Consider the following 21,993-nt stretch of genomic DNA (forward strand, 5'->3'; position numbering starts at 1 on the left):
TCTCAGTAAGGAGCACTATGCTGTCTCACGCGGTGCGAAGTAAGTTTCTCCGCGCGGCCATCGGTGGCGCTCTGGCACTGACACTGGTGGTTCCGGCTACCCTCGTGGCTGCCGACGAGCTCGATGAGCGCAAGAAACAGGTCGAACAGAACATCGATTCGCTGGAGCAGGATATGGAAATCCTGGATGCGGACATCCTGGAAACCGACCGGCAGCTGCGTGAACAGCAAAACAGACTGCCCCAGCTCGAGCAGGCCCTGGCGGATGCGCGAAGCCGCGTCGCCAATGCCCAGGCCACCGTCGCCGATCTCAACGACCGGCTGATTTCCGCGCAGTCCACCCGCGACCAGCTGGCAGCGGACATCGAGGCGAACGCGCAGAAGCTGAAGGAAACCGAGACCACGATCTCGCAGATCGCTTCCGAAGCCTATAAACGCGGAGGAATGTCCAACGGCCTGGACATGATCCTGAACATCGAATCGGCCACGGACATCGCCGATGGCATCACCCTGGCATCCAAGGCCCTGCAGTCGCAAAACAGTGTTTACAACGATTTGGCCCAGCAACAGGCCGCCGATGAAAACAACAGGGTGCGTCTGGCGGCGGTTGAGAAACAGATCGCGTCCCTGAAATCCGAGGCCGAAGCAGCCCTGGCGCAGGAGGAGATCGCACGCGACGAGGCCGCATCGCACAAGGCCGAACTGGACCAGCTGATCGCCAGCACCGAGGCGTTGAGCAGCAAGCTCGAGGCCGAAAAGCCGAGGATCCAGCAGAGACTGGCCACCCAGGAGCAGGAATACGCCTCGGTTAACGCGCAGATCAAGGAACGCCAGGAACGGCTGATCCGCGAGGCCGAGGAGCGTAAGAAACGCGAGGAGGAGGCCGAGCGCAAGCGCCAGGCCGAAGCCAAGGCGAAATGGGAAGCCGAGCAGAAGGCCAAGGAAGAGGAAGCCAAGCGCAAGGCCCAGGACGAGGGCAAGAAGACAACCTACAAGCGCCCGACCTACACCGCTCCGGAAACCAAAACCGTGGCCGAGCCCAGCAGCTGGGGGTTGATCAAACCGGTGAACAGCGGGCGTCTCACCTCTGGCTTCGGCTGGCGTCCAACCCCGGCAGGGACCATCGACTACGGTGGACGCGGCGGTTACGTGCACGCCGGAATCGACTGGGGCTTCGGCGGACAGTGCGGTGCACCCATCCGGGCGGCTGCCGACGGCGAAGTCTGGATGGCGGGTTGGGGAGGTTCCTCCGGCAACAAGGTCACCGTTTCCCACGGTGTGGTCAAGGGCAAGGCCCTGGCCACGAACTACCACCACATGTCCCGTGTGGCCGCCAGTGTCGGACAGAAGGTCAAGCAGGGGCAGGTCATCGGCTATGTGGGGACCACCGGCAACTCCACCGGATGCCACCTGCACTTCGAAACAATCATCAACGGCCAAGCCGTGAACCCATTGGGACTTCTCTAGCGGTAGACTGGTTCCTTGTGCGCCACCAATTCGGGCGTATGAAGCTAGGAGTGCCATGGCTAAGAAGAATCAAGTAGACAAGGTCATTGCCAGCAACCGCAAGGCTAGGCATGATTTCGAGATCCTCGATACCTACGAGGCCGGGATGGTGTTGACCGGAACCGAGGTCAAGTCGCTACGCGAAGGCAAGGCCTCGCTGGTGGACGGGTTCGGCCAGTTCTACCGTGATGAGCTGTACATCGAGAACCTCTACATCCCGGAGTACCTGAACGGTTCGTGGACGAACCACGCCGCCAGACGTCGCCGCAAGCTGCTGCTGCACCGCCAGGAGCTGTTGAAGATCGAACGCAAGATCTCCGAGGCGGGATTGACCGTGGTGCCGTTGAGCTTGTACTTCAAGGATGGCCGGGCGAAGCTGGAAATCGGGGTTGCGCGTGGAAAGCGCGAGTTCGATAAGCGGCAGACACTACGGGAGAAGCAGGACAACCGCGAGGCGCAGCGCGCGATGCGTGAACGCAACCGGCGTTCGGGGTGATCCGGGACATGCCCATTGGGAATCCGAAGCCCGGTGGGATATGATGGAATATCGCATCAATTGGTGCAGTTGTCCTTGGGAGATCAAGGGTTGACAACAAAATACGGGGATGATCGGTTTCGACGGTGTGAGTCGCGACAGATGAAGCGGGCCGAGGATGCAAAGTTATCTCGTAAACGCTCTTTGCAAAACAATAAGTGCCGAATCAAAGCGCACTGACTTCGCTCTCGCTGCCTAAGCAGCCAGACAGTCCGTTAGCCAGGGGTTGCTATCGCCCCTGATCCTAACGTCATTTAGGTAGCCACTGCGGTGGATGAACGTTACCGGCGTTCACCGCACAATTTAGGTAACTGTGCCTGGACCAGCCACATGTTTGCGTGATGGCTGAGGCAGAGAAAATCCACAGCAAACTGCGCCCGGAGAAGACCTGGCAACACCACAGCGGACGGGAGTTCAATTCTCCCCATCTCCACGAATTGCCCCGGCCCCAATGGGCCGGGGCTTTTCCATGCCCGCATCCGGCGGCCACGACTACATTCCGGGATCGAACCCGGCCTATGATGGTAACGACGAAACGACTTGGGGAGGCACATGTGAAGAAGGCTAGCGGTTCGGTGCTGATCATGCTGTTGTTCCTGGTTGTAGCCGTCGGAGGTGCCGGCGCCCTGGCCATCGGCGGTATCAACATGGTGCAACGGGCCGTGGGTGCGCATACCGAGGAGGCCCGCCAACTGGCCGCCGAACAGGGAACAGCGCAGCGTCCGACCGGGGGATCCGCGACGCCGGACCGGCCCACGGTGGCCGCAGCGGGCATCCCCGACGCCGATCGCCAGGCGTGGGCCGACGCGAAGGTCGGCCAATGGCTGGCGGCCTACGGCGATGACTCGCTCGCCGACCTCACCGAGCCCTACCGGCATGTGGAGGCGTGGCTGTCCCCGGTGGAGGGTGAACTGGAACTGCTGACCAGCAGCCAGAAGGTCGATGACGGCGGGGACCTGTTGAAGATCGCACGGGAGGTCATGAACCGCCTGGCGGCCGCGGACCAGAGCCTGGAGGCGGTCACCGTTTCCACCAGCGACGGAACCCTCAGCGAGACCGTTGAACGTTAGCCGAAGCGGTGTCGCAGGCTCGCAGTCACCGTGCGGAAGCCATAGACTAGGCAGTGCGTGAAATGTTCAGGAACTGTGCCGAAGTGGAGTGGGAATAGAAGCGATGGGTATGAAGAAGTCCTCGCAGGTGTCACCTGGTCTTACGGCAACCTATGCGACGGTGTCCTTCATCCTCGAAGTCGGCCTGCTGGTGGCTGCCGGGTTCACCGCGTTGACCTACCTGCCGTTTGCGCCTTTGGTTTCGGCGCTGATCGTGGTGATCCCGTTGCTGCTGATCTGGTCGCTGGTGCTCTCACCCAAGGCCAGGGTGAGGTTGCGCCTGCGGACCCGCCTGGTCCTGATCCATCTCGTCTACGTGGCCGGCAGCTACGCCCTGTGGCTGAGCATCGCCCACAACGGTTCCACGCAGTACCTGTTCTGGCCGGCCATCATGTTGGGGCTCGGTGTGCTGAGCATGCTGCTGGTGCTGGTCACCGGTGGTCGGATCGTTCCGCACCCGCGGGCCGAGCGCAAGGCGATGTCCACCGCAACGGTTGGCAACGCGGACGGCGCGAACAGCCACGCCGGATCGGGCCCGAGCACCCGGCCCCGCGGCCGCAGGGCGGCCCGCTAGGGGCAACCGGTCAATCCCGCCGCTAGCCGATCAGGTTTCCGGCGGTGAATCCGAGCATCCCGGCGGCCAGTCCGAGGACCAGGGTGCCCAGCAGGTAGCATACGCCGCGGCTGGGTTGCCGGGTGGCGAGGGCATGGACCCCGACGAATAGCGTGCTGACGGTGCTCAGTGAACCGCATAATCCCGTGGCCAGCAGCCACGCCCACCGTCCATCCCACCCCCGGTGGGACCAGGAGCGCGGATGCACGTCGATCGCGTGCTGCCGTGCATAGCCGATGACCAGCCCCAGGAGCACGGTGCCGATGAGGTTGGCCAGCAGGATCCCGATGGGCCATCCGGCCCACGGGCTCGCACCGGTCACCGGTCGGGGTTGGAATCCGCGCTCCAGCAGCAGGCGCACTACCGCACCCAGGGCCCCTGCCCCCATGAGCAGCCAGATCATTGCCCGCCCCCGCTCCGCAGCCAGTGGCGGGTCAGCTTGCCGGTGGCATGTACCGCGGCCAGGCAGAGCACAACGGTGAGTAGCAGGTAGGCAATGTACTGCCATGCCGGCAGCTGCACGAACAACAGCATGATGGTCGAGAACGTGGTGAAGGCCCCACAGAACCCGGTGCCGAATCCCACCCGGAACAACTCTCCCATCGGACGGCAGCTGGCATAGCTGCCGACGGCGGCCAGCAGGATACATCCCACGATATTGATCCCCAGGGTGGTCCACGCCCACGGGCCCTCGGGCACTGCCATCGACAGCCAGCCGCGGGCTCCGGTCCCCACTGCGCCGCCGACGGCGACGGCAAGGATCCCGGCGGCGCCGATCCGCCGGGAAGCAGGAGTCGTGCGGTCGCTCAATGGCTGCCCAACCGCGTAGTGCCGGGTGTGGCCCCGGTGGCGGGCGGGCGCATCAGCTGTCACTGACCCAGATCATCGACGCCTCGATGGCATCGAGCCGGTGGGGCAGGGTGATCCGCGTCCCGGGCAGCAGGCCGCGCCGGGCCGCGGCACGCAGGAACGCCGGATCCTCGTCGCTGATGCGCACGATGAGCGCACTGCTGCCGGTGTAGCGGTCCAGCCGGATGGCGGTGGGCGCCGGAGCGTGGCCGGAGGCGTCGGGGATCCGGTCCCCGTGCGGATCCGATTGCGGGTAGCCCAACCGGGCCTCCAGCGCGTCGATGAAACGTTCGGAGACGGTGTGTTCCAGGCGTTCGGCCTCGTCGTGCACCTCGTCCCAGCTGTAGCCCAGCTCGCGGCACAGGAAGGTCTCGATCAGCCGGTGGCGGCGTACCACCTTCACCGCGGCCCGGTACCCTGCGGGGCTGAGGCTGATGGCCCCGCGCGGCACGAACCGCACCAGGGACTTGCCCGCGAGCTTGCGCACCATGGCGGTGACCGAGGCGGGGGACAGGCCCAGCTGGTCGGCCAGTTCCCCGGTATAGACCGGGTGGGAGTCCCATTCGCCGAGCAGGTACAGCGCCTTGAGGTAGTCCTCCTCGCTGCTGCTCAGCTGCTGCGGGATGCCGGACATGCTAACCGCGCAGGTAGGGCAGGATGGCCGGGTGCAGCAGCCCGTTGCTGGCCAGCGCATTGCCCCCCGAGCAGCCTTCCACCCCGTCGATGGAGGTGAACCGGCCGCCGGCCTCGCGCACCACCGGTACCAACGCGGCCATGTCGTAGAGCTCGAGTTCGGGTTCGAAGGCCGCATCCAGGGCGCCCTCGGCCAGCAGCATGTAGCTGAAGAAATCGCCGTAGGCGCGGGTGCGCCAGACCGTGTCGAACAGTTCCAGCAGTTTCCCGCGGCGGCCCAGCTGTTTCCAGCCGCCCAGCGAGGCGTAGGACAGCGAGGCATCGGCCAATGCGGAGACCTGGGAGACCGCCAGTCGGCGCGGTTCAGCCAACCCCGGTTCGGTGGCCCAGGCCCCCTGCCCGGTGGCCGCGAACCAGCGGCGGCCCAGGGCCGGGGCGGAGACCACCCCGAGCACCGGCTCGTCGTCGATGGTCAGCGAAATCAGGGTGGCCCAGACCGGGACCTTGCGCACGAAGTTCTTGGTCCCGTCGATCGGGTCGATCACCCAGCGCCGGGCACCGGTACCGTGCACCCCGAATTCCTCGCCGAGCACCGAGTCGGACGGGCGGTGGGCGGCCAGCTCGGCCAGGATCAGCTCCTCCGCCCCGCGGTCCGCGTCGGATACCGGGGTCATATCCGGTTTGGTTTCCACCCGCAGGTTGTTCGAGTGGTAGCGCGACAGGGTCAGCGCATCGACCTTGTCGGCCAGGCCGAGGGCGAATTCCAGGTCCTGATCCAGGGTGTGGTTCATGGTGGGTGCGGTGCTACAGGGCACCGAGCTCCTTTTCGTGGGTGGTTTCGCCGGTGCCGACCAGCCGGCGGTAGGAGGCCAGCCGGGCGGCGGCGGAGGCGGGGGATTCGGGGGAGGAAGCCCAGGCTTCCAACGCGCATCCGGGTGTCTGTTCCAGGTGCGTGCACCCGCGCGGGCAGCCGGTGGCGACCTCGGCCAGTTCCTCGAAGGCGGCCAGGATCTGCTCGTGGTCCACCAGCCCCAGCCCGAAGGAGCGGATGCCGGGGGTGTCGATGAGCCAGCTGCCCGGGGTGCCGGGGATGCGCAGGGCCAGCGCGTTGGAGGACGTGTGCCGGCCCCGGCCGGTGACCGCGTTGACCCCGCCGGTGGCTCGTTGCGCGCCGGTCAGGGCGTTGACCAGGGTGGACTTTCCCACCCCGGAGTGGCCCAGGACCACCGAAACCCGCCCGGCGAGCAGTTGGCGCAGCTGGCCCAACGCGACCGGGTCCAACCGGGCGCTGGAACCATCGGCCCCGCGCGCGTCGATGCCCGCGTCGTCGGCGGTGGTGCGGGAGATGACCACCGGGAAGTCCAGCCCCTGGTAGTGGGCCAGGAAGGTGTCCGGGTCGGTGACATCGGCCTTGGTCACGCACAAGACCGGGTCGATGCCCGCGTCGTAGGCGGCCACCAGGGCGCGGTCGACGAAACCGGTGCGCGGTTCGGGGTTCGCGGCGGCCACCACGATCACCAGCTGGTCCACATTGGCCACCACCACCCGTTCGGTGGCGTCGGTGTCATCGGCGCTGCGGCGCAGCAGCGTGCGGCGTTCCTCGATGCGCACCAGCCGGGCCAGGGTGTCGGGCTGGCCGGAGGTGTCCCCGACCAGCGCCACCAGGTCCCCGGGGACGATGGCCTGGCGGTGCAGCTCCCGGGCCCGGGCGGCCACCACCACGCGTTCGCCGGCCGTGTCCTCGTCCAGGATCGCGGTGTATCGGCCGCGGTCCACGGTGATCACCCGCCCGATCACCGCCTTGTCGTAGGCCGGGCGTTCCTTGGTCCGTGGCCTGCTGCCGCGCTTGTTCGGACGGATGCGCACATCGGATTCGTCCCAGTCGCGGTAGTTGCTCATGCGCCGCGCTCCGCGGTGCCCGGGCCGGTCGGGATCGCGGCGGTGTCCACCATGTCTTGCCACATGGCGGGGAAGTCGGGCATGGTCTTGGCGGTGGTGGCGATATTCTCCACCCGCACCCCGGAGATGGCCAATCCCAGGATCGCCCCGGCGGTGGCCATCCGGTGGTCCTCGTAGCTGAGCAGGTCCGCGGCCCGGCGTGGGCCCGGGACGATGTCCAGGCTGTCCTCGGTGGCATTGACCGTTACGCCGATGCGGCCCAGTTCACGCTGCAGGGCATCGAGCCGGTCCGTTTCGTGCCCGCGCAGGTGCCCGATGCCGGTCAGCTTGCTTGGCCCATCGGCCAGGGCGCACAGCGCGGCCAGCGTCGGGGTCAGCTCGGCGGCATCGGCGTAGTCGAGGGGCTTGATGCGCCCGGTACCGCGCACGGTGAGCACCGAATCCGCGCCGAGCTGCACCTCGGCGCCCATCGCCCGGAGGATCCCGGTCCAGCGCCCGCCGATCTGCGTGGTGTGTTCCGGCCAGTGCGGCACCCGCACGGTACCGCCGGTGACCAGCGCGGCGGCCAGGAACGGCCCGGCATTGGACAGGTCCGGTTCGACGGTGACGGTGAAGGCCGGCACCTTGGTGTGCGGGATGCTCCAGCCGCGTCCGTCGTCGGCGGTGGTGACCGGCACACCCAGTTCGCGCAGCGTGGCCACGGTCATCTCGATGTGCTCGGGGCTGGCCACCGGCCCGTCGGCGGCACGCAATACCAGCCCGCCGGGCAACCCCGGAGCGGCCAGCAGCATCGCGGAGATGAACTGCGAGGAAGAGGAGGCGTCGATCAGCAGCTCGTCGCGTGGAACCAGGGTGGCGGGGTTGATGGTGAAGGGCAGGAAACCGGCCTCGTTGCCGTAGCCGACCTGGACCCCCAGTCCCTCCAGCGCGTCCAGCACCGGCTTCATCGGGCGCACCCGCGCCCCGGCATCGCCGTCGAACCCGACCCTGGTGCCCAGGGCGGCGGCCAGCGCCGGCACGAAACGCATCACGGTGCCGGCCAGGCCGCAGTCGATATGCAACGGCCCGGACTTCGGCAGCGCCGGCGGGGTCAGCTGCACGGTGGTGGAACCGTCCTGGTGGTTCTCGCGCACGATCCGCGCACCGAGCGCGGCCAGCGCGCTGAGCATCAGTTCGCTGTCCCGGCTGATCAGGGTGTTGTGGATGGTGCACGGCCCGTCGGCCAGGGCTGCAAGGACCAGGTACCGGTTGGTCAGCGACTTCGACGCGGGCACCAGCACGGTGGCGTCGATCGGTGCGGCGGGTGTCGGGGCATCCCACATCGGGTGTTCGCTTTGGTTGGCCGGCACGGTGTTGATGGCACTTCCTCCAGTTGGACCTTACGGGCACGGCACGGGTTGCGGGCCCTAGCAGAATCCTACCGTGGGGCGCGGGAATTATCTTGTGTGCGACGGCGTTGTAACGGGTGTGAGCACACGGGAAGGAACCATGGGAACCACTGCATGCGTCGGGCCACCGTTGGCGGCCGGAACCGAAATCCCGGCCGACCGCGTAGACTGGGCCGTGATGACCGAGCACATTGCGGGTTCGAACACACCCGACCCCACCCAGGAGACCGACGCGCAGCGCCGCGAGCGTTTCGAGCGCGACGCCATGGTCTACGTCGACCAGCTCTACTCGGCCGCGCTGCGCATGGCACGCAACCCGGCCGATGCCGAGGACCTGGTCCAGGAGGCGTACACCAAGGCGTATTCCGCCTTCCACCAGTACAAGCCCGGGACCAATCTGAAGGCCTGGTTGTACCGGATCCTGACCAACACCTACATCAACCTGTACCGCAAGCGCCAGCGCGAGCCGCTGCGCACCTCCACGGACACCGTCGAGGACTGGCAGATGGCCCAGGCTGCCGAACACACCCCCACCGGGTTGCGGTCGGCCGAGACCGTGGCATTGGACCGCTTGCCGGATTCCGATGTGAAGGCCGCGCTGCAGGCCATCGGCGAGGACTTCCGGTTGGCCGTCTACTTCGTGGATGTGGAGGGTTTCAGCTACAAGGAAGCGGCCGAGATCCTGGGTGTGCCCATCGGGACGGTCATGTCCCGGCTGCACCGCGGACGGAAGAACCTGCGTGAACTGCTGGCCGACTACGCCAAGGACCGGGGACTCTCGGCGGCCAAGACCAAGGGAGGAGCGAAGTAACATGGACTGTCATTCACTGGGCGACTGCGCCGATTCCCGCTTGGTGCGGATCTACAACTACCTCGACGGGGCGCTGACCCTGGAGGACATCAAGGACGTCAAGCGGCACCTGGAACACTGCCCGGAATGCACCGAGCAGTACGACCTGGAATGCATCATCCGTTCGGTGGTGCGCCGCAGCTGCCAGGAACACGCCCCGAACCAGCTCAAGGACAAGATCATGGTGCGCATCTCGCAGATCCGCATCGAGTCCGGGCACTAGCCGCCGTCACCGGCGGTGCAACACGAATCCCCGGATCCCCCGTGCCGGCCGGCACGGGGGATCCGGGGATTTGCCTAGGTGTTGGGACGCTTACCGTGGTTTGCCGCGCGCTTGCGGCGGTCCTTGCGCTTACGTGAACGCTTCGACATCGTGCCTCCTGGGGGGTCGACTTGATCCACTGCAACAGTGGACGAACGCGGTGAGCGGTTCACCACCAAGTCTTTCACAACAGTGTGACGTTTGTCGCACCTGCGGCGCTGTTTACGCCGCGGGCTAAGAGTCGGCCGGTTCGGGCAGTTCCATCCAGTTGTACCAGCCGCGGTGCAGCACCAGCCAGGCCATCAGCCCGTACCCGGCCTGTCCGGGCACCCCGCCGTTGGCGTTCAGGTCGGCGCGCCACTGGGTGTGCGAGCGCAACGGGGTGAAGGTGTCGATGTAGTGGTGGTTGCGGCGCAGCGCCACATCGGCGAAGATGCGGTTCAGTTCGGCGACCTTCTCGTTGCGGGCGTCATCCAGTCCCGGTGCGGGGCCCACCAGCAGCGCCTTGATGGACATCTGGCTGGCCGAGTCCAGGATGTTGGCCAGGTTCAGCCGGCTGCGCGCGGTGGACACCTCCAGGTCCACGTCGCGGTCGGACAGTGCGATCACCAGGCGGTTTTCCACCATGTCCCCGAATCGTCGGCTGGCTTCACCCAGCCAGCGTTCGGCCAGCGCCTCGGAGCCTTCGGCCGGTGCTGCCAGCACATAGGACTGCAGGCGCAGTGCGGGATCCTGGGTGCGGGCCAGGACCCGGCCAAACCAGCCCAGGGCCCGGGGATCACCATGTCCGGCCAGCAGCTCGTCGCCGATTGCGGTGATGCGGATGGTGCGTAACTCCAACAGGTGACCTTTCGTATGCCGGATACTTAGACCCTTACCTTAGCAGTGCAGGGCGGTCGATCCCGGGTATTTGGCCCGTGGTGGGGGCCACCCCGGGCGGCGGTGGACGGGCTGCCGGGGGTTAAACGCACCAGCGCCGGACCCGGCGCATTCCCCACCATGGTGGACGGGGATGCCGCGGGAACCGGCGCTGGTCACTGGCTTTAGCGGGCGAAGGCCTGCTGCAGCAATACGGCCTGCTCGGCCTCGTGGCGCTTGGAGGTACCGGCGCTGGTGGCAGCCGATGCCGGCCGGGAGACCAGCGACACCTTCCGCTGCAGCTCGGTGGCCACGTTCAGCGCGAAGAACGGCCATGGGCCCTGGTTGGCAGGTTCATCCTGCACCCAGCTGACCGTGGCGTTCGGGTACTTGGCCAGCTCGGCGGCGATCTGCTCGGTCGGGGCCGGGTAGAGCTGCTCGACACGGATGATCGCGGTCTTCTCGTCCTTGGCCTTGGTCCGGGTGGACAGCAGGTCGTAGTAGAGGCGACCGGAGACCAGCAGCACCTTGTCCACCGCGGCGGCGTTGGGGATCGACTCGTCGCCGATCACCTCGCGGAAACCACCGGTGGTGAAGTCCTCCACGTTGGTGGCGGCGGCCTTCAGGCGCAGCAGCTGCTTCGGGGTGAAGACGATCAGCGGCTTGCGCGGACGGGCGTAGGCCTGGCGGCGCAACAGGTGGAAGTGGTTGGCGCCGTTGGACGGCTGGGCCACGACCATGTTGTTTTCCGCGCACATCTGCAGGAAGCGTTCGATGCGGGCGCTGGAGTGATCCGGGCCCTGCCCCTCGTAGCCGTGCGGCAGCAGCATCACCAGGGAGGAGGACTGCGACCACTTCTGCTCGGCCGAGGAGATGAACTCGTCGATCACCGTCTGCGCGCCGTTGACGAAGTCGCCGAACTGCGCTTCCCACATCACCAGGGCATCCGGGCGCTCCACCGAGTACCCGTACTCGAAGCCCAGGGCCGCGTATTCGCTCAGCAGCGAGTCGTAGATCCAGATCGGGGCCTGGTCCTCGCCCAGGTGGTTCAGCGGGTACCACTCATCGTCGTTGAGCCGGTCGTGGAACATCGAATGGCGCTGCACGAAGGTGCCGCGGCGCGAGTCCTGGCCGGCCAGGCGTACCGGCACACCCTCCATGGACAGCGAACCGATGGCCGCCAGTTCGGCGAAGCCCCAGTCGATACCGCCCTCGCGGCTCATCTTCTCCCGGCGCTCAAGCAGCGACTTGAGCTTGTTGTGCACGTTGAAGCCCTCGGGGATGGCCAGGTGGGCTTCGCCGATGTGCGCCAGGGTCTGCGCCGAGATCGCGCTCGGGCGGGCGGCATCGCGGGTCAGCTCGTCCTCGGCCTGGGCGAACGGCTTCTCCAGGTCGTTGATGGTCGAACCCGGGGTGACGATCGGGATCGGCGAGGTCTGCGCGGCGTGGGTCTCGGAGAAGATCCGCTCCAGCGACCCGCGGTACTCGGCCAGCGCGTTGTCGGCCTCCTCCTGGGTGATATCCCCACGACCCACCAGCGCCTCGGTGTACAGCTTGCGGGTCGAGCGCTTGGCCTCGATCAGGTTGTACATCATCGGCTGGGTCATCGACGGGTCGTCGCCCTCGTTGTGACCGCGGCGGCGGTAGCAGATCAGGTCGATGACCACGTCCTTGCCGAACTTCTGGCGGTACTCGAACGCCAGTTGGCCGGCGCGCACCACGTCCTCGGGATCGTCCCCGTTGACGTGGAAGACCGGGGCCTGCACGGCACGGGCCACATCGGTGGAGTACTCGCTGGAGCGCGAGGAGCTCGGCGCGGTGGTGAAGCCGATCTGGTTGTTCACGATCACGTGGATCGTGCCGCCGGTGCGGTAACCCGGCAGCTGGCTCATGGCCAGGACCTCGGAGACCACACCCTGCCCGGCAAACGCGGCATCGCCGTGTACCAGCAGCGGCAGCACGGTGCCGGAGGAGCCCAAACGGTCCAGCTTGGCACGGGTGATGCCCTCCAGCACCGGGTCCACCGCTTCCAGGTGCGACGGGTTGGCCGCCAGGTACACCTTGGTCTGGTTCCCGGCATCCGAGGTGTAGGACCCCTCGGTGCCCAGGTGGTACTTCACGTCACCCGAACCCTGCACCGAGCCCGGGGTGGCGGTCCCCTCGAATTCGCGGAAGACCTGGGCGTAGGTCTTGCCGGCGATGTTGGTCAGCACGTTCAACCGGCCACGGTGGGCCATGCCGATGGCCACCTCGTCCAGGTGCTCGTCCGCGGCGTCGGAGATGATCGCATCCAACAGCGGAATCAGCGACTCGCCGCCTTCCAGCGAGAAGCGTTTCTGCCCGACGAACTTGGTCTGCAGGAAGGTCTCGAAGGCCTCCGCGGCGTTGAGCTTGGACAGGATCCGCTTCTGCTCCTCGCGGCTCGGCTTGCGGTACGGGGTTTCCAGCTTCTCCTGGAACCACTCGCGCTCGGCCGGTTCCTGCAGGTGCATGTACTCGATGCCGGTGGTGCGGCAGTACGCATCGCGCAGCACACCGAGGATGTCACGCAGCAGCATCCGGTCCTTGCCGCCCAGCCCGCCGGTGACCCATTCGCGGTCCAGGTCCCACAGGGTCAGCCCGTAGGTCTTGATGTCCAGGTCCGGGTGCTTGCGCTGGACGTATTCCAGCGGGTTGATATCGGCCATCAGGTGCCCGCGCACCCGGTAGGCGTGGATCAGGTGCTGGATCCGGGCGACCTTGTTGACCTGCAACTCGATGTCGACCTGGTTGTCCACGGCCCAGCGCACCGGCTCGTACGGGATGCGCAGCTGCTCGAAGATCTCGTCGTAGAAGCCCTGCTCACCGAGCAGCAGCGATTCGACCAGCTTCAGGAACTCGCCGGACCCTGCACCCTGGATGACACGGTGGTCGTAGGTGCTGGTCAGCGTGATGTGCTTGCCGATGCCCAGCGAGGCCACGGTCTTCTCCGCGGCACCACGGTATTCGGCCGGGTACTCCAGGGCACCGACACCGATGATCGCGGCCTGGCCCTTGGACAGCCGGGGCACCGAGTGCACGGTGCCGATGCCGCCGGGGTTGGTCAGCGAGACGGTGGTACCGGCGTAGTCGTCGGCGGTGAGCTTGTTGGCCCGCGCCCGCTTGATCAGGTCCTCGTAGGTGGCCCAGAACTCGTTGAAGCTCAGGGTCTCGGCGGCCTTGACATTCGGTACGGCCAGCATGCGGGTGCCATCGGGCTTCGGCATGTCGATGGCGATACCGAAGTTCACGTGCGCCGGCTGGATGGCGGTGGGCTTCTTGTCCACGACATCGTAGGTGACGTTCATCGACGGGAACTGCTTCAGGGCACGCACCACGGCAAAGCCGATCAGGTGCGTGAAGGAGATCTTGCCGCCGCGGGTGCGCTTGAGGTGGTTGTTGATGACCACACGGTTGTCGATCATCAGCTTGGCCGGTACCGCACGCACCGTGGTGGCGGTCGGCACGGTGAGGCTGGCATCCATGTTGGTGGCGATGGCCTTCATTGGCCCGCGCAACGCGGTGCGCTTCTCTTCACCGTAGGACTGGTTGGATGTCTGGGGCTTGGGGGCCTGCGCCGGGATCGGGGCAGTCTTCGGTGCCGGTTCCTGGGCCTTGGTGGCCTCGGGCCTGGCGGCTTCTGGCTTTTCGGCAGCCGGTTCGCTGGACCGGGCGGCAGCGGCGGCACGGGGCGCGCCTTGGGCCTTTTCATTAGGGGACGCAGCGGTTTTCGCGGCCGACCGGGCCGGCACGGGGGCCGCCTGCTCGGCAACGGGTTCTGCCTTGTCCGCGGTGAGGGACTCGAAAATGTCCCACCATTTCTTATCGACCGAGTTCTTGTCGACGAGGTACTGCTGGTACAACTCGTCTACTAGCCACTCGTTTCCACCGAATTCTTCCGTCAGCCGGTGGTGTGCTTGATCTGGCACGTGCAACGCCTCTCCCTGATTTTTTACGATGTTCTAGCTTGGGCGGGCGGCGGCCCGAGGACGCAATGGTGGCCACCGTGCACACAAGATTTCTAGACCTCCCCAATAGTCTAGTGACAATTTGGTCGACTTTGCGAAGACGCGTCACGGATCACACGAAGGGATTCTCACAATTCGGCCGCTCATCGGGGTTTTCGTGCCGTTTGCCTATTTAAAGTGTCGTTGATGCAAAGTTCGGATTCCTTGGTTAGACTGATGCGCACTATGGACAGTCATTCTCGATGCCGGCCCGCCGCCTCCGCGCGCAGTGCCGGCTGCCCCAGACATCACCAGGCCGGTTCCACCTCTCGATCGGAGCCTTCTAGTTGCCCTTGGCCGGTAACCAGAACACATTTCCCACAGCCAGCCCGAGGGTGGAGATAGCCCTTCATGGAATGGTTATACATTGCCCTTGGCATGGTCCTGATTCTCGGAACCGGGTTCTTCGTCGCCGTTGAATTCGCCTTGGTCGCACTGGACAAGTCCACCGTCGCCCAGGCCGTGGAGGCCGGCGAACGCGGCGCCAAACCGCTGTACCAGTGCCTGACATCCCTTTCGACCCAGCTTTCCTCGTGCCAGCTGGGCATCACCCTGACCACCCTGCTCACCGGTTACGTCCTGGAGCCGGCGATGAGCGCGCTGATCTCCCCGCTGCTGGAAGCCGCCGGGGTCACCGGAGGCAGTGCCACCGCGGTATCCGTCGTGCTCTCGATGACCGTGGCCACGCTGCTGTCGATGCTCATCGGCGAGCTGATCCCGAAGAACCTGGCGATCGCCCGGGCCATGGCGGTGGGCAAGGCGCTGGCCCGCCCGCAGCTGCTGTTCACCGCGATCTTCAAACCCGCCATCGTGGGCCTGAACGGTTTTTCCAACCAGGTACTCAAGCGCTTCTTCAACCTGGAGGCGAAGGAGGAGATCTCCGCCGCCCGCAGTGCCCGCGAACTGGCCTCGCTGGTGCGCCGCTCGGCCGAGCTGGGGACGCTGGATAACCAGACGGCCAAGTTCGTCGAGTCCACCATCGAGTTCTCCGAGCGCACCGCCGCAGATGTGATGACCCCGCGCACCACCATGGCCACCATCGATTCCGCGGCCCCGCTCTCGGAGCTGATCAACCTCAGCGCCGAAACCGGGTTCTCCCGGTTCCCGGTGATCGCCGGCTCCAGCGACGAGATCCAGGGGGTGTGCCACATCAAGCGCGTGGTGTCGGTGCCGCGCGAACGCCGCGGCGCCCTGCAGGTCGGCGAGTTCGCGATGGACACCCTCTATGTTCCCGAAACCATCCACCTGGATATCCTGCTGGAGCAATTGCGCGAGGCCGAATACCAGGTCGCGGTCGTAATGGACGAATACGGCGGCACCGCCGGGTTCGTGACCCTGGAGGACCTGATCGAGGAAATCGTCGGGGAGGTCTCCGACGAGCACGACGAGGACGAGGACGAGGTGCTGCAGCAGCCCGACGGCTCCTGGCTGTTGCCGGGCATGTTCCGTCCGGACCAGGTCAACGACCACTTCGAGAAGGACATCATCCCCGAGGAGGCCTCGTACGACACCATCGGCGGGTTCATGCTCGCCGAACTGGGCCGGTTGGCCGAGCTGGCCGATGCGGTGGACACCCCGGCCGGGCACTTCACGGTGACCGAACTGGACGGACGGCGCATCGCCCAGGTCCGTTTCACCCCGGCCGCAACGTCACAGGAGGCCGACGATGAGTGACTTGGCTGGCCTGGTCTGGCTGGTGGTCCTGCTGCTGGCCAATGCCTTCTTTGTCGGCAGCGAATTCGCGGTGATGAGCGCGCGCCGTTCGCAGATCGAACCACTGGTCGACGCGGGCAACAAGCGCGCCAAGGTGGCGTTGTGGGCGATGGAGAACGTCTCGGTGATGCTCGCGGTCTGCCAGCTGGGAATCACCGTCTGCTCGCTGCTGATCCTGAACATCTCCGAACCGGCGATCCACCACCTGCTGGTGGTTCCGCTGGAGGGCATCGGCGTACCGGCGGCGATCGCCGATACCGGGGCCTTTTTGATCGCCCTGGTGGTGGTGACCTTCCTGCATGTGACCTTCGGCGAGATGGTGCCCAAGAACATCTCGGTCTCCGTCGCCGATAAGGCCGTGCTGCTCCTGGCCCCGCCGCTGGTCTGGCTCTCCAGGCTGCTGCATCCGGTCATCTGGTTGCTCAACGGGCTGGCCAACTCCTTCCTGCGCCTGTTCGGGGTGCAACCGCAGAACGAGGTCACCAGCGCCTACACGGCCGCCGAGGTGCGTTCGATCATCCAGTCCTCCAGCGAGGAGGGCACCTTGGAAGACGACGACGCGCTGCGGCTGAACAAGGCGTTGGAGTTCACCTCGGTCACCGCTGGCAGCTGCATGGTGGAGCTGGGTAAGCTCTTCACCCTGGAATGGGGGCAAACCACCGCCCGCGAGTTCGAGTCGAAGGTCGCCAAGACCGGGTACTCGCGCATGATGATCACCCGGGCGGGGGTGCCGGTGGGCTACTGGCATGTGAAGGACGTGATGCTCATCGACGACGAGCATTCCACCCAGCCGCTGCGTGACCTGCCACTGCACCCGCTGGGGCAGGTGGCCGCCGGGGACGAGATCGAGGTGGCGCTGGAGGCCATGCGCCAGCAGGGAAACCACCTGTCCACCGTGGTGGATTCGACCGGCAAGGTCATCGGGGTACTGTTCCTGGAGGACATCATCGAGGTGCTGGTCGGCGAGATCAGCGATACCACCCGGAAACGCCATGCGCCCCCGGGAGTGCAGAACGCGGAGTGATGAAGTGCCCCGCACGAAGCACCGGTAATGGGAATCAATCGCAATTACTATAGAATGGCTGTGGCATCGCCCGAGGGGCGGTGCCACGGCCATTTCCAACCGCCCCCATCCAGCGGGGCTTGTCACCGACATCCAGCGGAAAGCGGGAGCATGCCAGAGAACGAGATCGTTTCCTTCACCGGCGCGCGCCTGGCCTTCGGCTCACGTGTGCTCTGGCAGGACCTGGACCTGAAGGTGCGGCCCGGGGAGTTCCTGGCCGTCCTCGGTCCCAATGGCTCGGGCAAGACCAGTTTCATCAACACCATGCTGGGTACCACCACCTTGCAGGCCGGCCAGGTGCTCATCGGCGGCAAGCCGGTGCACCGCGGTTCGGACCTGGTCGGGCTGATCCCGCAGCAGCGCCCCATCGGCGACCACGTCCCGTTGCGCGCCCGCGACCTGGTGGCCCTGGGCGTGGACGGCAACCGCTGGGGGGTGCGGATGCGCCGCGCCAGGGTGGCGGCCCGGGTCGATGAACTGCTGGAGCTGGTGGGCGCCACCGACTACGCGCACCGCCCGGTGGCCGACCTCTCCGGCGGCGAGCAGCAGCGCCTGCGCGCCGCGCAGGCGCTGGCCAGCAACCCGCGGGTGCTGTTGTGCGACGAGCCGCTGCTGAGCCTGGACCTGCACCACCAGCAGGCGATCAGCGAGGTGATCCACCGGCAGGCGGCCGACGCCGGCGCCGCGGTGATCTTCGTGACCCACGAGATCAACCCGATCCTGCCCTATGTGGACCGGGTGCTGTACCTGGCCGGCGGGCGGTTCCACATCGGCACCGTTGACGAGGTGATGCGCAGCGAGGTGCTCAGCGAACTGTACGGTTCACGGGTCGAGGTGCTGCGGGTCAACGGGCGGATCGTGGTGGTCACCGGCGACGGTGAACGCCGGCTGCCGGCAACGGACGGGAAGTAGGTACGGGCACATGGATGGTTTTCTCGACCTGGTGCTGGATTTCTCCGACTACGGCGCACTGCTGCCGCTGGTGAGCAACTCGCTGATCGCCGGGGCGGTGCTCGGCGTAGTGGGCGGGCTGATCGGCATCTTCATTATGATGCGCGATATGGCCTTCGCCGTGCACGGCATCGCCGAACTGTCCTTCGCCGGGGCCTCCTTCGCGCTGCTGGTCGGCGCGGATGTGGTGACCGGCTCGGTGATCGGCTCGCTGCTGGCGGCCCTGGTGCTGGGGGTGCTGGGCACCCGGGCGAAGGACCGCAACTCGATCACCGGGGTGCTGATGCCCTTCGGGCTGGGCCTGGGCATCCTGTTCCTCTCGCTCTACGAGGGGCGCAGTGCCAACAAGTTCGGACTGCTCACCGGCCAGATCGTGGCGGTGGACGATGTCCAGCTGACCGGCATGCTGCTGCTGAGCGCCGGGGTGGTCCTGGCGCTGCTGGCGATGTGGCGGCCGCTGACCTTCGCCAGCGTGGACCCGGTGCTGGCCCGCGCCCGCGGGGTGCGCACCGCCGGACTGTCCATCGCGTTCATGGTGGTGCTGGCCCTGGCGGTGGCGATGGCCATCCAGGTGGTTGGCGCGCTGCTGGTGCTGGCGCTGCTGATCACCCCCAGTGCCGCGGCCTTGCGGGTGAGCAGCAACCCGTTGCTCACCGTCCTGCTCTCGGTGGCCTTCGCCCTGACCAGCGTGTTGGGCGGGATCCTGCTGGCCCTGGGCGGTTCGTTGCCGATCAGCCCGTACGTGACCACCATTTCCTTCGTGATCTACCTGGTCTGCCGGCTGCTGGAAAAGGCCCGGTCCCCACGCCGCCACCTGGTGTAGCTCCGGTCGCGACGCCCGTCGCGGGATGCTACTTGACGTCGATGCGCGGCTGGTCGCTGCGACCGAGCGCCCGGCACTGGGCGCACAGGCCGTAGATCTCCACCGTGTGCTCCGGGTCGGAGAAACCGTGCTCCTCGGCCACACGGGCCGCCCAGCGTTCCACCGAGGGGGCCGAGACCTCAACGGTCTTGGCGCACACCCGGCAGACCAGGTGGTGGTGGTGTCCCTCGGTCAGGCACTGGCGATAGCGGGCCTCGCCGTCGCCCGAATGCAGCACATCGACCAGGCCGTCGTCGGCCATCGACTGCAGCAGCCGGTAGACCGTGGCCAGCGAGACCTTGTGATCGGCATCCTGCAGCCAACGGTGCAATTGCTGGGCCGTGGCGAAGTCGTTGACCTGGACTAACGCCTCGTTCACGGCCACGCGCTGTTTGGTGACCCGGGTTTCCCCGGTACGCGCGGTTGAAGGTTGCGTCATAAACGGACACCGCTCCTCACTGGTGATGACGTGCCCGCGGGCCACGTGACGGGTATTTCTCCAATTTTAGCCAACTTCCCCTCCCAATGCCCGCCGATGGCTGGCCTCGGGTGTGGCTTGGCCCCTAGGCTAGTGGGTATGCGCATCGTTACCCGTGGTCATTCATGTGTTGAGGTCTCCACCGTCGATGGGTCGATCCTGATCGATCCCGGAGGCTGGTCCGATCTGGACGGTGCCTTCGAGAACCAGCAGGCCGTGCTGATCACCCACGAGCATGCCGACCATGTGCTGCCCGAGGTGGTGGCCCGGGCGGTGGTGGCCGACCCGACCTTGCAGGTGTATGCGCCGCGTCCGGTGGTCGACATCCTGCATTCGCTGCTCCCCGAAGTGGCCCGCTCCCGTGTCGACCCGATCCTGCCCGGCGCCCAGGTGACCGTGGGCGGGATCCAGATCCAGACCTTCGGCGGCACCCACGCCACCATCCACCACACCCTGCCGATCGTGGCGAACATCGGGTACCTGCTGGGCGGACGCATCTTCCACCCCGGGGACAGCCTGCAGGTTCCGGTCGGAATCAGCCCCGAGGTGCTGCTGGTTCCGGCGATGGCCCCGTGGTCCAAGGTGGCCGAGGTCCTGGACTTCGCCACCGCCGTGGATGCACCGGTCTGGGTCCCGATCCACGACGGATTGCTCAACGAGCGCGGACTGGCATTGTTCGACGGGCAACTGCAACGAGTGGCCGGCCTGAGCGGGCGCCGGTACCGGCGGCTGGAACAGGGCCGAAGCCATGACATCAACGACCTGACTGCCAAGGAGTAGCACGTATGACCTCCCTGATCCGCGCCAGCGACCTGGCCGCGAAACTCCAGGACCCGAACCTGGTACTGCTCGATGTGCGTTGGTCCCTGGGCGCCACGGACAACCGGGAGAAGTACCAGGCCGGACACATTCCCGCGGCCCGATTCGTCGACCTGGAAACGGACCTGTCCGGCACCCCCGGCGAACACACCGGGCGCCACCCGTTGCCGCTGCCCGAGGACTTCCAGGCCGCCGCCCGGCGCTGGGGGATCAACGACCAGAGCACGGTGGTGGTGTACGACGATGCCGGCTCGATGGCGGCCGCGCGGGCCTGGTGGCTGCTGCGCCACGCCGGGTTCCCCAGGGTGCTGGTCCTTGACGGAGGACTGCAGGCCTGGCGGGAAGCCAAATGCATCCTCTCCACGCAGAGCCCGGTCCCGGAACCGGGGACGGTGACCCTGTCCTGGGGAGCGCTGCCGGTGCTGGAAATGGCGGAACTGGAAGACTTCGACGGGGTGCTCATCGACTCGCGCGCCACCGCACGCTACCTTGGTGTGGAAGAACCGGTCGACCCGGTCGCCGGACATATACCCGGTGCGTTGAACCGGCCCACCACCGACAACCTGGATGACTCCGCCCGCTTCAAGCCGGCCCAGACGCTACGCGAGGGCTTCGCCAGGCTCGGGGTGGAACCCGGCGGAACCCCACCGGCCGCCTATTGCGGTTCGGGGATCACCGCGGCCCACCAGGTGCTGGCCCTGCATGAAGCCGGCATCGAGGCGGCACTGTACCCGGGCTCCTGGTCGCAGTACTGCTCCTACCCGCAAAACCCGGTGGCCACCAGCGACGAAATCCACCGCAGCTAGTCATCGCCCGCTGTGGCGGGGGCAAAGCACGAACACCGAAAGGCATCCATGAGCACGCTATTCACCAAAATCATCGACGGCCAGATCCCCGGCCGTTTCGTCTGGGCCGACGACCTGTGCGTCGCCTTCCTGACGATCGGGCCGATCACCAACGGGCACACGCTGGTGGTGCCGCGCGAGGAGATCGACGAGTTCACCGATGCGCCGGATGAGTTGGTAGCCCACCTGATGCAGGTGGCCGGCAAGATCGGGCGGGCCCAGAAGCGGGCGTTCGGCTCGGCGCGCGCAGGACTGATGGTTGCCGGTTTCGAGGTGCCGCACCTGCACGTGCATGTCTGGCCGACCAACTCGTTGTCGGATTTCGACCTAGCCCGTGCCGAGGAGAACCCCGATCCGGCCCGGATGGATGCCAACGCCGAGAAGTTGCGCGCCGCCCTGCGCGAGGATGGCCACGCCGAGGTCCGCGACGCCTGAGCAAACGGCGCCCGTACCCCATCGTTCCCGCCGCCTGTGCGCGGTGTGAACGGTGGGGTTTCGTGTTCTCCGGGACGGTTGCGGCTTACCCGGTGTCGTTTGGTGGTGGGGTGGCCGGTGGTAGTGGTGGGGGTGGGTCGGTCAGGTCCGGTTCGTCGTTGCTGAACCAGTATTTGTTGCGTCGCGGGGTTCGGGTCGGGTCCAGGTATTCCGGTTCCAGTACGTGGGGTAGCCCGTTGATGTCCACGATCGTGAATTTCCCGGCGTGGTTGTCGTCGTGGTCCCGGGGGCAGAGCATGGC

Annotated in this window: 24 protein-coding genes and 1 other RNA gene; 14 read left to right on the forward strand and 11 right to left on the reverse strand. The window is 66.5% G+C overall.

From position 1 onward, the window contains the following. Positions 1 to 17: 17 nt before the first annotated feature. From OK351_RS16100 to OK351_RS16120, 5 genes are all read left to right on the forward strand, one after another. Positions 18 to 1,466 carry a M23 family metallopeptidase gene (locus OK351_RS16100; protein WP_265161051.1) on the forward strand — a complete coding sequence of 483 codons (1,449 nt, stop codon included), beginning with the start codon at positions 18 to 20 and terminating at the stop codon, positions 1,464 to 1,466. A 55-nt stretch (positions 1,467 to 1,521) separates the two neighbouring features. Further along, on the forward strand, positions 1,522 to 2,001 hold the full coding sequence (gene smpB / locus OK351_RS16105; protein ID WP_265161054.1) for an SsrA-binding protein SmpB: 480 nt from the start codon (positions 1,522 to 1,524) through the stop codon (positions 1,999 to 2,001). 105 nt (positions 2,002 to 2,106) lie between these two features. After that, positions 2,107 to 2,476, forward strand: a transfer-messenger RNA (tmRNA) gene (gene ssrA / locus OK351_RS16110). Positions 2,477 to 2,594: 118 nt separating this feature from the next. Next, positions 2,595 to 3,110 carry a hypothetical protein gene (locus OK351_RS16115; RefSeq protein WP_265161056.1) on the forward strand — a complete coding sequence of 172 codons (516 nt, stop codon included), beginning with the start codon at positions 2,595 to 2,597 and terminating at the stop codon, positions 3,108 to 3,110. Positions 3,111 to 3,213: 103 nt separating this feature from the next. After that, a complete protein-coding gene (locus OK351_RS16120) occupies positions 3,214 to 3,723 on the forward strand; it encodes a DUF2568 domain-containing protein (RefSeq protein ID WP_265161058.1) in 510 nt (169 codons plus the stop codon). 22 nt (positions 3,724 to 3,745) lie between these two features. On the opposite strand, the gene OK351_RS16125 is transcribed toward OK351_RS16120, so the two are convergent. The 6 genes from OK351_RS16125 to aroA are packed head-to-tail and all read right to left on the reverse strand — an operon-like array spanning position 3,746 to position 8,492. Then, on the reverse strand, positions 3,746 to 4,165 hold the full coding sequence (locus OK351_RS16125) for a FluC/FEX family fluoride channel (protein ID WP_265161060.1): 420 nt from the start codon (positions 4,163 to 4,165) through the stop codon (positions 3,746 to 3,748). Further along, the gene (locus tag OK351_RS16130; protein ID WP_265161062.1) at positions 4,162 to 4,635 is read right to left on the reverse strand and encodes a FluC/FEX family fluoride channel; all 474 of its coding nucleotides are present in this window, start codon (positions 4,633 to 4,635) and stop codon (positions 4,162 to 4,164) included. The genes OK351_RS16125 and OK351_RS16130 overlap by 4 nt, the downstream gene beginning before the upstream one ends. Beyond that, entirely contained in the window at positions 4,625 to 5,245 is a 621-nt protein-coding gene (locus tag OK351_RS16135) for a metal-dependent transcriptional regulator (RefSeq protein WP_265161067.1), read from the reverse strand. The genes OK351_RS16130 and OK351_RS16135 overlap by 11 nt, the downstream gene beginning before the upstream one ends. Before the next feature lies 1 nt (position 5,246). Continuing rightward, a complete protein-coding gene (locus tag OK351_RS16140; protein WP_265161110.1) occupies positions 5,247 to 6,035 on the reverse strand; it encodes an inositol monophosphatase family protein in 789 nt (262 codons plus the stop codon). A gap of 13 nt (positions 6,036 to 6,048) precedes the next feature. Then, a complete protein-coding gene (locus OK351_RS16145) occupies positions 6,049 to 7,143 on the reverse strand; it encodes a ribosome small subunit-dependent GTPase A (RefSeq protein ID WP_265161070.1) in 1,095 nt (364 codons plus the stop codon). Then, positions 7,140 to 8,492: a 3-phosphoshikimate 1-carboxyvinyltransferase gene (aroA, locus tag OK351_RS16150; RefSeq protein WP_265161072.1), complete on the reverse strand. Its 1,353-nt coding sequence runs from the start codon at positions 8,490 to 8,492 to the stop codon at positions 7,140 to 7,142. The genes OK351_RS16145 and aroA overlap by 4 nt, the downstream gene beginning before the upstream one ends. Positions 8,493 to 8,709: 217 nt before the next feature. On the opposite strand from aroA, the gene OK351_RS16155 reads away from it, so the two are divergent. Together OK351_RS16155 and rsrA are read left to right on the forward strand one after the other, a co-directional pair. Next, the gene (locus OK351_RS16155; RefSeq protein WP_265161112.1) at positions 8,710 to 9,342 is read left to right on the forward strand and encodes a sigma-70 family RNA polymerase sigma factor; all 633 of its coding nucleotides are present in this window, start codon (positions 8,710 to 8,712) and stop codon (positions 9,340 to 9,342) included. A 1-nt stretch (position 9,343) separates the two neighbouring features. Further along, complete coding sequence (gene rsrA / locus OK351_RS16160; protein WP_265161075.1) at positions 9,344 to 9,604, forward strand: mycothiol system anti-sigma-R factor; 261 nt, start codon at positions 9,344 to 9,346, stop codon at positions 9,602 to 9,604. A 74-nt stretch (positions 9,605 to 9,678) separates the two neighbouring features. Here rsrA and OK351_RS17985 read toward each other — a convergent pair whose 3' ends face one another. The 3 genes from OK351_RS17985 to OK351_RS16170 all read right to left on the reverse strand — a co-directional run bounded on the left by OK351_RS17985 (position 9,679) and on the right by OK351_RS16170 (position 14,448). Beyond that, positions 9,679 to 9,753 (reverse strand): 50S ribosomal protein bL37, encoded by a 75-nt coding sequence (locus tag OK351_RS17985; RefSeq protein WP_371931475.1) that lies wholly within the window; start codon positions 9,751 to 9,753, stop codon positions 9,679 to 9,681. Positions 9,754 to 9,877: 124 nt separating this feature from the next. After that, positions 9,878 to 10,483, reverse strand: a complete 606-nt coding sequence (locus tag OK351_RS16165; protein WP_265161078.1) for a GDSL-type esterase/lipase family protein — start codon at positions 10,481 to 10,483, stop codon at positions 9,878 to 9,880. A gap of 203 nt (positions 10,484 to 10,686) precedes the next feature. Then, complete coding sequence (locus tag OK351_RS16170) at positions 10,687 to 14,448, reverse strand: multifunctional oxoglutarate decarboxylase/oxoglutarate dehydrogenase thiamine pyrophosphate-binding subunit/dihydrolipoyllysine-residue succinyltransferase subunit (RefSeq protein WP_265161080.1); 3,762 nt, start codon at positions 14,446 to 14,448, stop codon at positions 10,687 to 10,689. Between the two features lie 429 nt (positions 14,449 to 14,877). On the opposite strand from OK351_RS16170, the gene OK351_RS16175 reads away from it, so the two are divergent. The 4 genes from OK351_RS16175 to OK351_RS16190 all read left to right on the forward strand — a co-directional run bounded on the left by OK351_RS16175 (position 14,878) and on the right by OK351_RS16190 (position 19,076). Beyond that, positions 14,878 to 16,200: a hemolysin family protein gene (locus tag OK351_RS16175; protein ID WP_265161083.1), complete on the forward strand. Its 1,323-nt coding sequence runs from the start codon at positions 14,878 to 14,880 to the stop codon at positions 16,198 to 16,200. Beyond that, entirely contained in the window at positions 16,193 to 17,263 is a 1,071-nt protein-coding gene (locus tag OK351_RS16180; protein ID WP_265161086.1) for a hemolysin family protein, read from the forward strand. Before OK351_RS16175 ends, OK351_RS16180 begins: the two co-directional genes overlap by 8 nt. A 150-nt stretch (positions 17,264 to 17,413) precedes the next feature. After that, on the forward strand, positions 17,414 to 18,214 hold the full coding sequence (locus OK351_RS16185; protein WP_265161088.1) for a metal ABC transporter ATP-binding protein: 801 nt from the start codon (positions 17,414 to 17,416) through the stop codon (positions 18,212 to 18,214). Between the two features lie 10 nt (positions 18,215 to 18,224). Next, complete coding sequence (locus OK351_RS16190; protein WP_265161090.1) at positions 18,225 to 19,076, forward strand: metal ABC transporter permease; 852 nt, start codon at positions 18,225 to 18,227, stop codon at positions 19,074 to 19,076. Positions 19,077 to 19,104: 28 nt separating this feature from the next. Here the strand turns inward: OK351_RS16190 and OK351_RS16195 are convergent, their stop codons facing one another. Beyond that, positions 19,105 to 19,554, reverse strand: coding sequence for a Fur family transcriptional regulator (locus OK351_RS16195; RefSeq protein WP_265161092.1), 450 nt, complete (start codon positions 19,552 to 19,554; stop codon positions 19,105 to 19,107). Positions 19,555 to 19,692: 138 nt separating this feature from the next. On the opposite strand from OK351_RS16195, the gene OK351_RS16200 reads away from it, so the two are divergent. The 3 genes from OK351_RS16200 to OK351_RS16210 are packed head-to-tail and all read left to right on the forward strand — an operon-like array spanning position 19,693 to position 21,692. After that, positions 19,693 to 20,373: an MBL fold metallo-hydrolase gene (locus OK351_RS16200; RefSeq protein WP_265161094.1), complete on the forward strand. Its 681-nt coding sequence runs from the start codon at positions 19,693 to 19,695 to the stop codon at positions 20,371 to 20,373. Between the two features lie 5 nt (positions 20,374 to 20,378). Beyond that, positions 20,379 to 21,218 carry a sulfurtransferase gene (locus OK351_RS16205; RefSeq protein ID WP_265161096.1) on the forward strand — a complete coding sequence of 280 codons (840 nt, stop codon included), beginning with the start codon at positions 20,379 to 20,381 and terminating at the stop codon, positions 21,216 to 21,218. A 48-nt stretch (positions 21,219 to 21,266) separates the two neighbouring features. Beyond that, positions 21,267 to 21,692, forward strand: a complete 426-nt coding sequence (locus OK351_RS16210; RefSeq protein WP_265161098.1) for an HIT family protein — start codon at positions 21,267 to 21,269, stop codon at positions 21,690 to 21,692. A gap of 85 nt (positions 21,693 to 21,777) precedes the next feature. Here the strand turns inward: OK351_RS16210 and OK351_RS16215 are convergent. Then, positions 21,778 to 21,993, reverse strand: a 216-nt coding sequence (locus OK351_RS16215; protein WP_265161100.1) for a hypothetical protein, incomplete at its 5' end; no start/stop codon positions are given.

This window comes from Glutamicibacter sp. MNS18 (assembly GCF_026107515.2).
Lineage (GTDB): Bacteria > Actinomycetota > Actinomycetes > Actinomycetales > Micrococcaceae > Glutamicibacter.

What these genes read in the sequence shown, in the direction of transcription:
- OK351_RS16100 (WP_265161051.1), top strand. Translation starts at nt 18, where the DNA reads ATGCTGTCTCACGCGGTGCGAAGTAAGTTTCTCCGCGCGGCCATCGGT.
- smpB (WP_265161054.1), top strand. Translation starts at nt 1,522, where the DNA reads ATGGCTAAGAAGAATCAAGTAGACAAGGTCATTGCCAGCAACCGCAAG.
- OK351_RS16120 (WP_265161058.1), top strand. Translation starts at nt 3,214, where the DNA reads ATGGGTATGAAGAAGTCCTCGCAGGTGTCACCTGGTCTTACGGCAACC.
- OK351_RS16125 (WP_265161060.1), bottom strand. Translation starts at nt 4,165, where the DNA reads ATGATCTGGCTGCTCATGGGGGCAGGGGCCCTGGGTGCGGTAGTGCGC.
- OK351_RS16135 (WP_265161067.1), bottom strand. Translation starts at nt 5,245, where the DNA reads ATGTCCGGCATCCCGCAGCAGCTGAGCAGCAGCGAGGAGGACTACCTC.
- OK351_RS16140 (WP_265161110.1), bottom strand. Translation starts at nt 6,035, where the DNA reads ATGAACCACACCCTGGATCAGGACCTGGAATTCGCCCTCGGCCTGGCC.
- OK351_RS16145 (WP_265161070.1), bottom strand. Translation starts at nt 7,143, where the DNA reads ATGAGCAACTACCGCGACTGGGACGAATCCGATGTGCGCATCCGTCCG.
- OK351_RS16155 (WP_265161112.1), top strand. Translation starts at nt 8,710, where the DNA reads ATGACCGAGCACATTGCGGGTTCGAACACACCCGACCCCACCCAGGAG.
- rsrA (WP_265161075.1), top strand. Translation starts at nt 9,344, where the DNA reads ATGGACTGTCATTCACTGGGCGACTGCGCCGATTCCCGCTTGGTGCGG.
- OK351_RS16175 (WP_265161083.1), top strand. Translation starts at nt 14,878, where the DNA reads ATGGAATGGTTATACATTGCCCTTGGCATGGTCCTGATTCTCGGAACC.
- OK351_RS16180 (WP_265161086.1), top strand. Translation starts at nt 16,193, where the DNA reads ATGAGTGACTTGGCTGGCCTGGTCTGGCTGGTGGTCCTGCTGCTGGCC.
- OK351_RS16185 (WP_265161088.1), top strand. Translation starts at nt 17,414, where the DNA reads ATGCCAGAGAACGAGATCGTTTCCTTCACCGGCGCGCGCCTGGCCTTC.
- OK351_RS16190 (WP_265161090.1), top strand. Translation starts at nt 18,225, where the DNA reads ATGGATGGTTTTCTCGACCTGGTGCTGGATTTCTCCGACTACGGCGCA.
- OK351_RS16195 (WP_265161092.1), bottom strand. Translation starts at nt 19,554, where the DNA reads ATGACGCAACCTTCAACCGCGCGTACCGGGGAAACCCGGGTCACCAAA.
- OK351_RS16200 (WP_265161094.1), top strand. Translation starts at nt 19,693, where the DNA reads ATGCGCATCGTTACCCGTGGTCATTCATGTGTTGAGGTCTCCACCGTC.
- OK351_RS16205 (WP_265161096.1), top strand. Translation starts at nt 20,379, where the DNA reads ATGACCTCCCTGATCCGCGCCAGCGACCTGGCCGCGAAACTCCAGGAC.
- OK351_RS16210 (WP_265161098.1), top strand. Translation starts at nt 21,267, where the DNA reads ATGAGCACGCTATTCACCAAAATCATCGACGGCCAGATCCCCGGCCGT.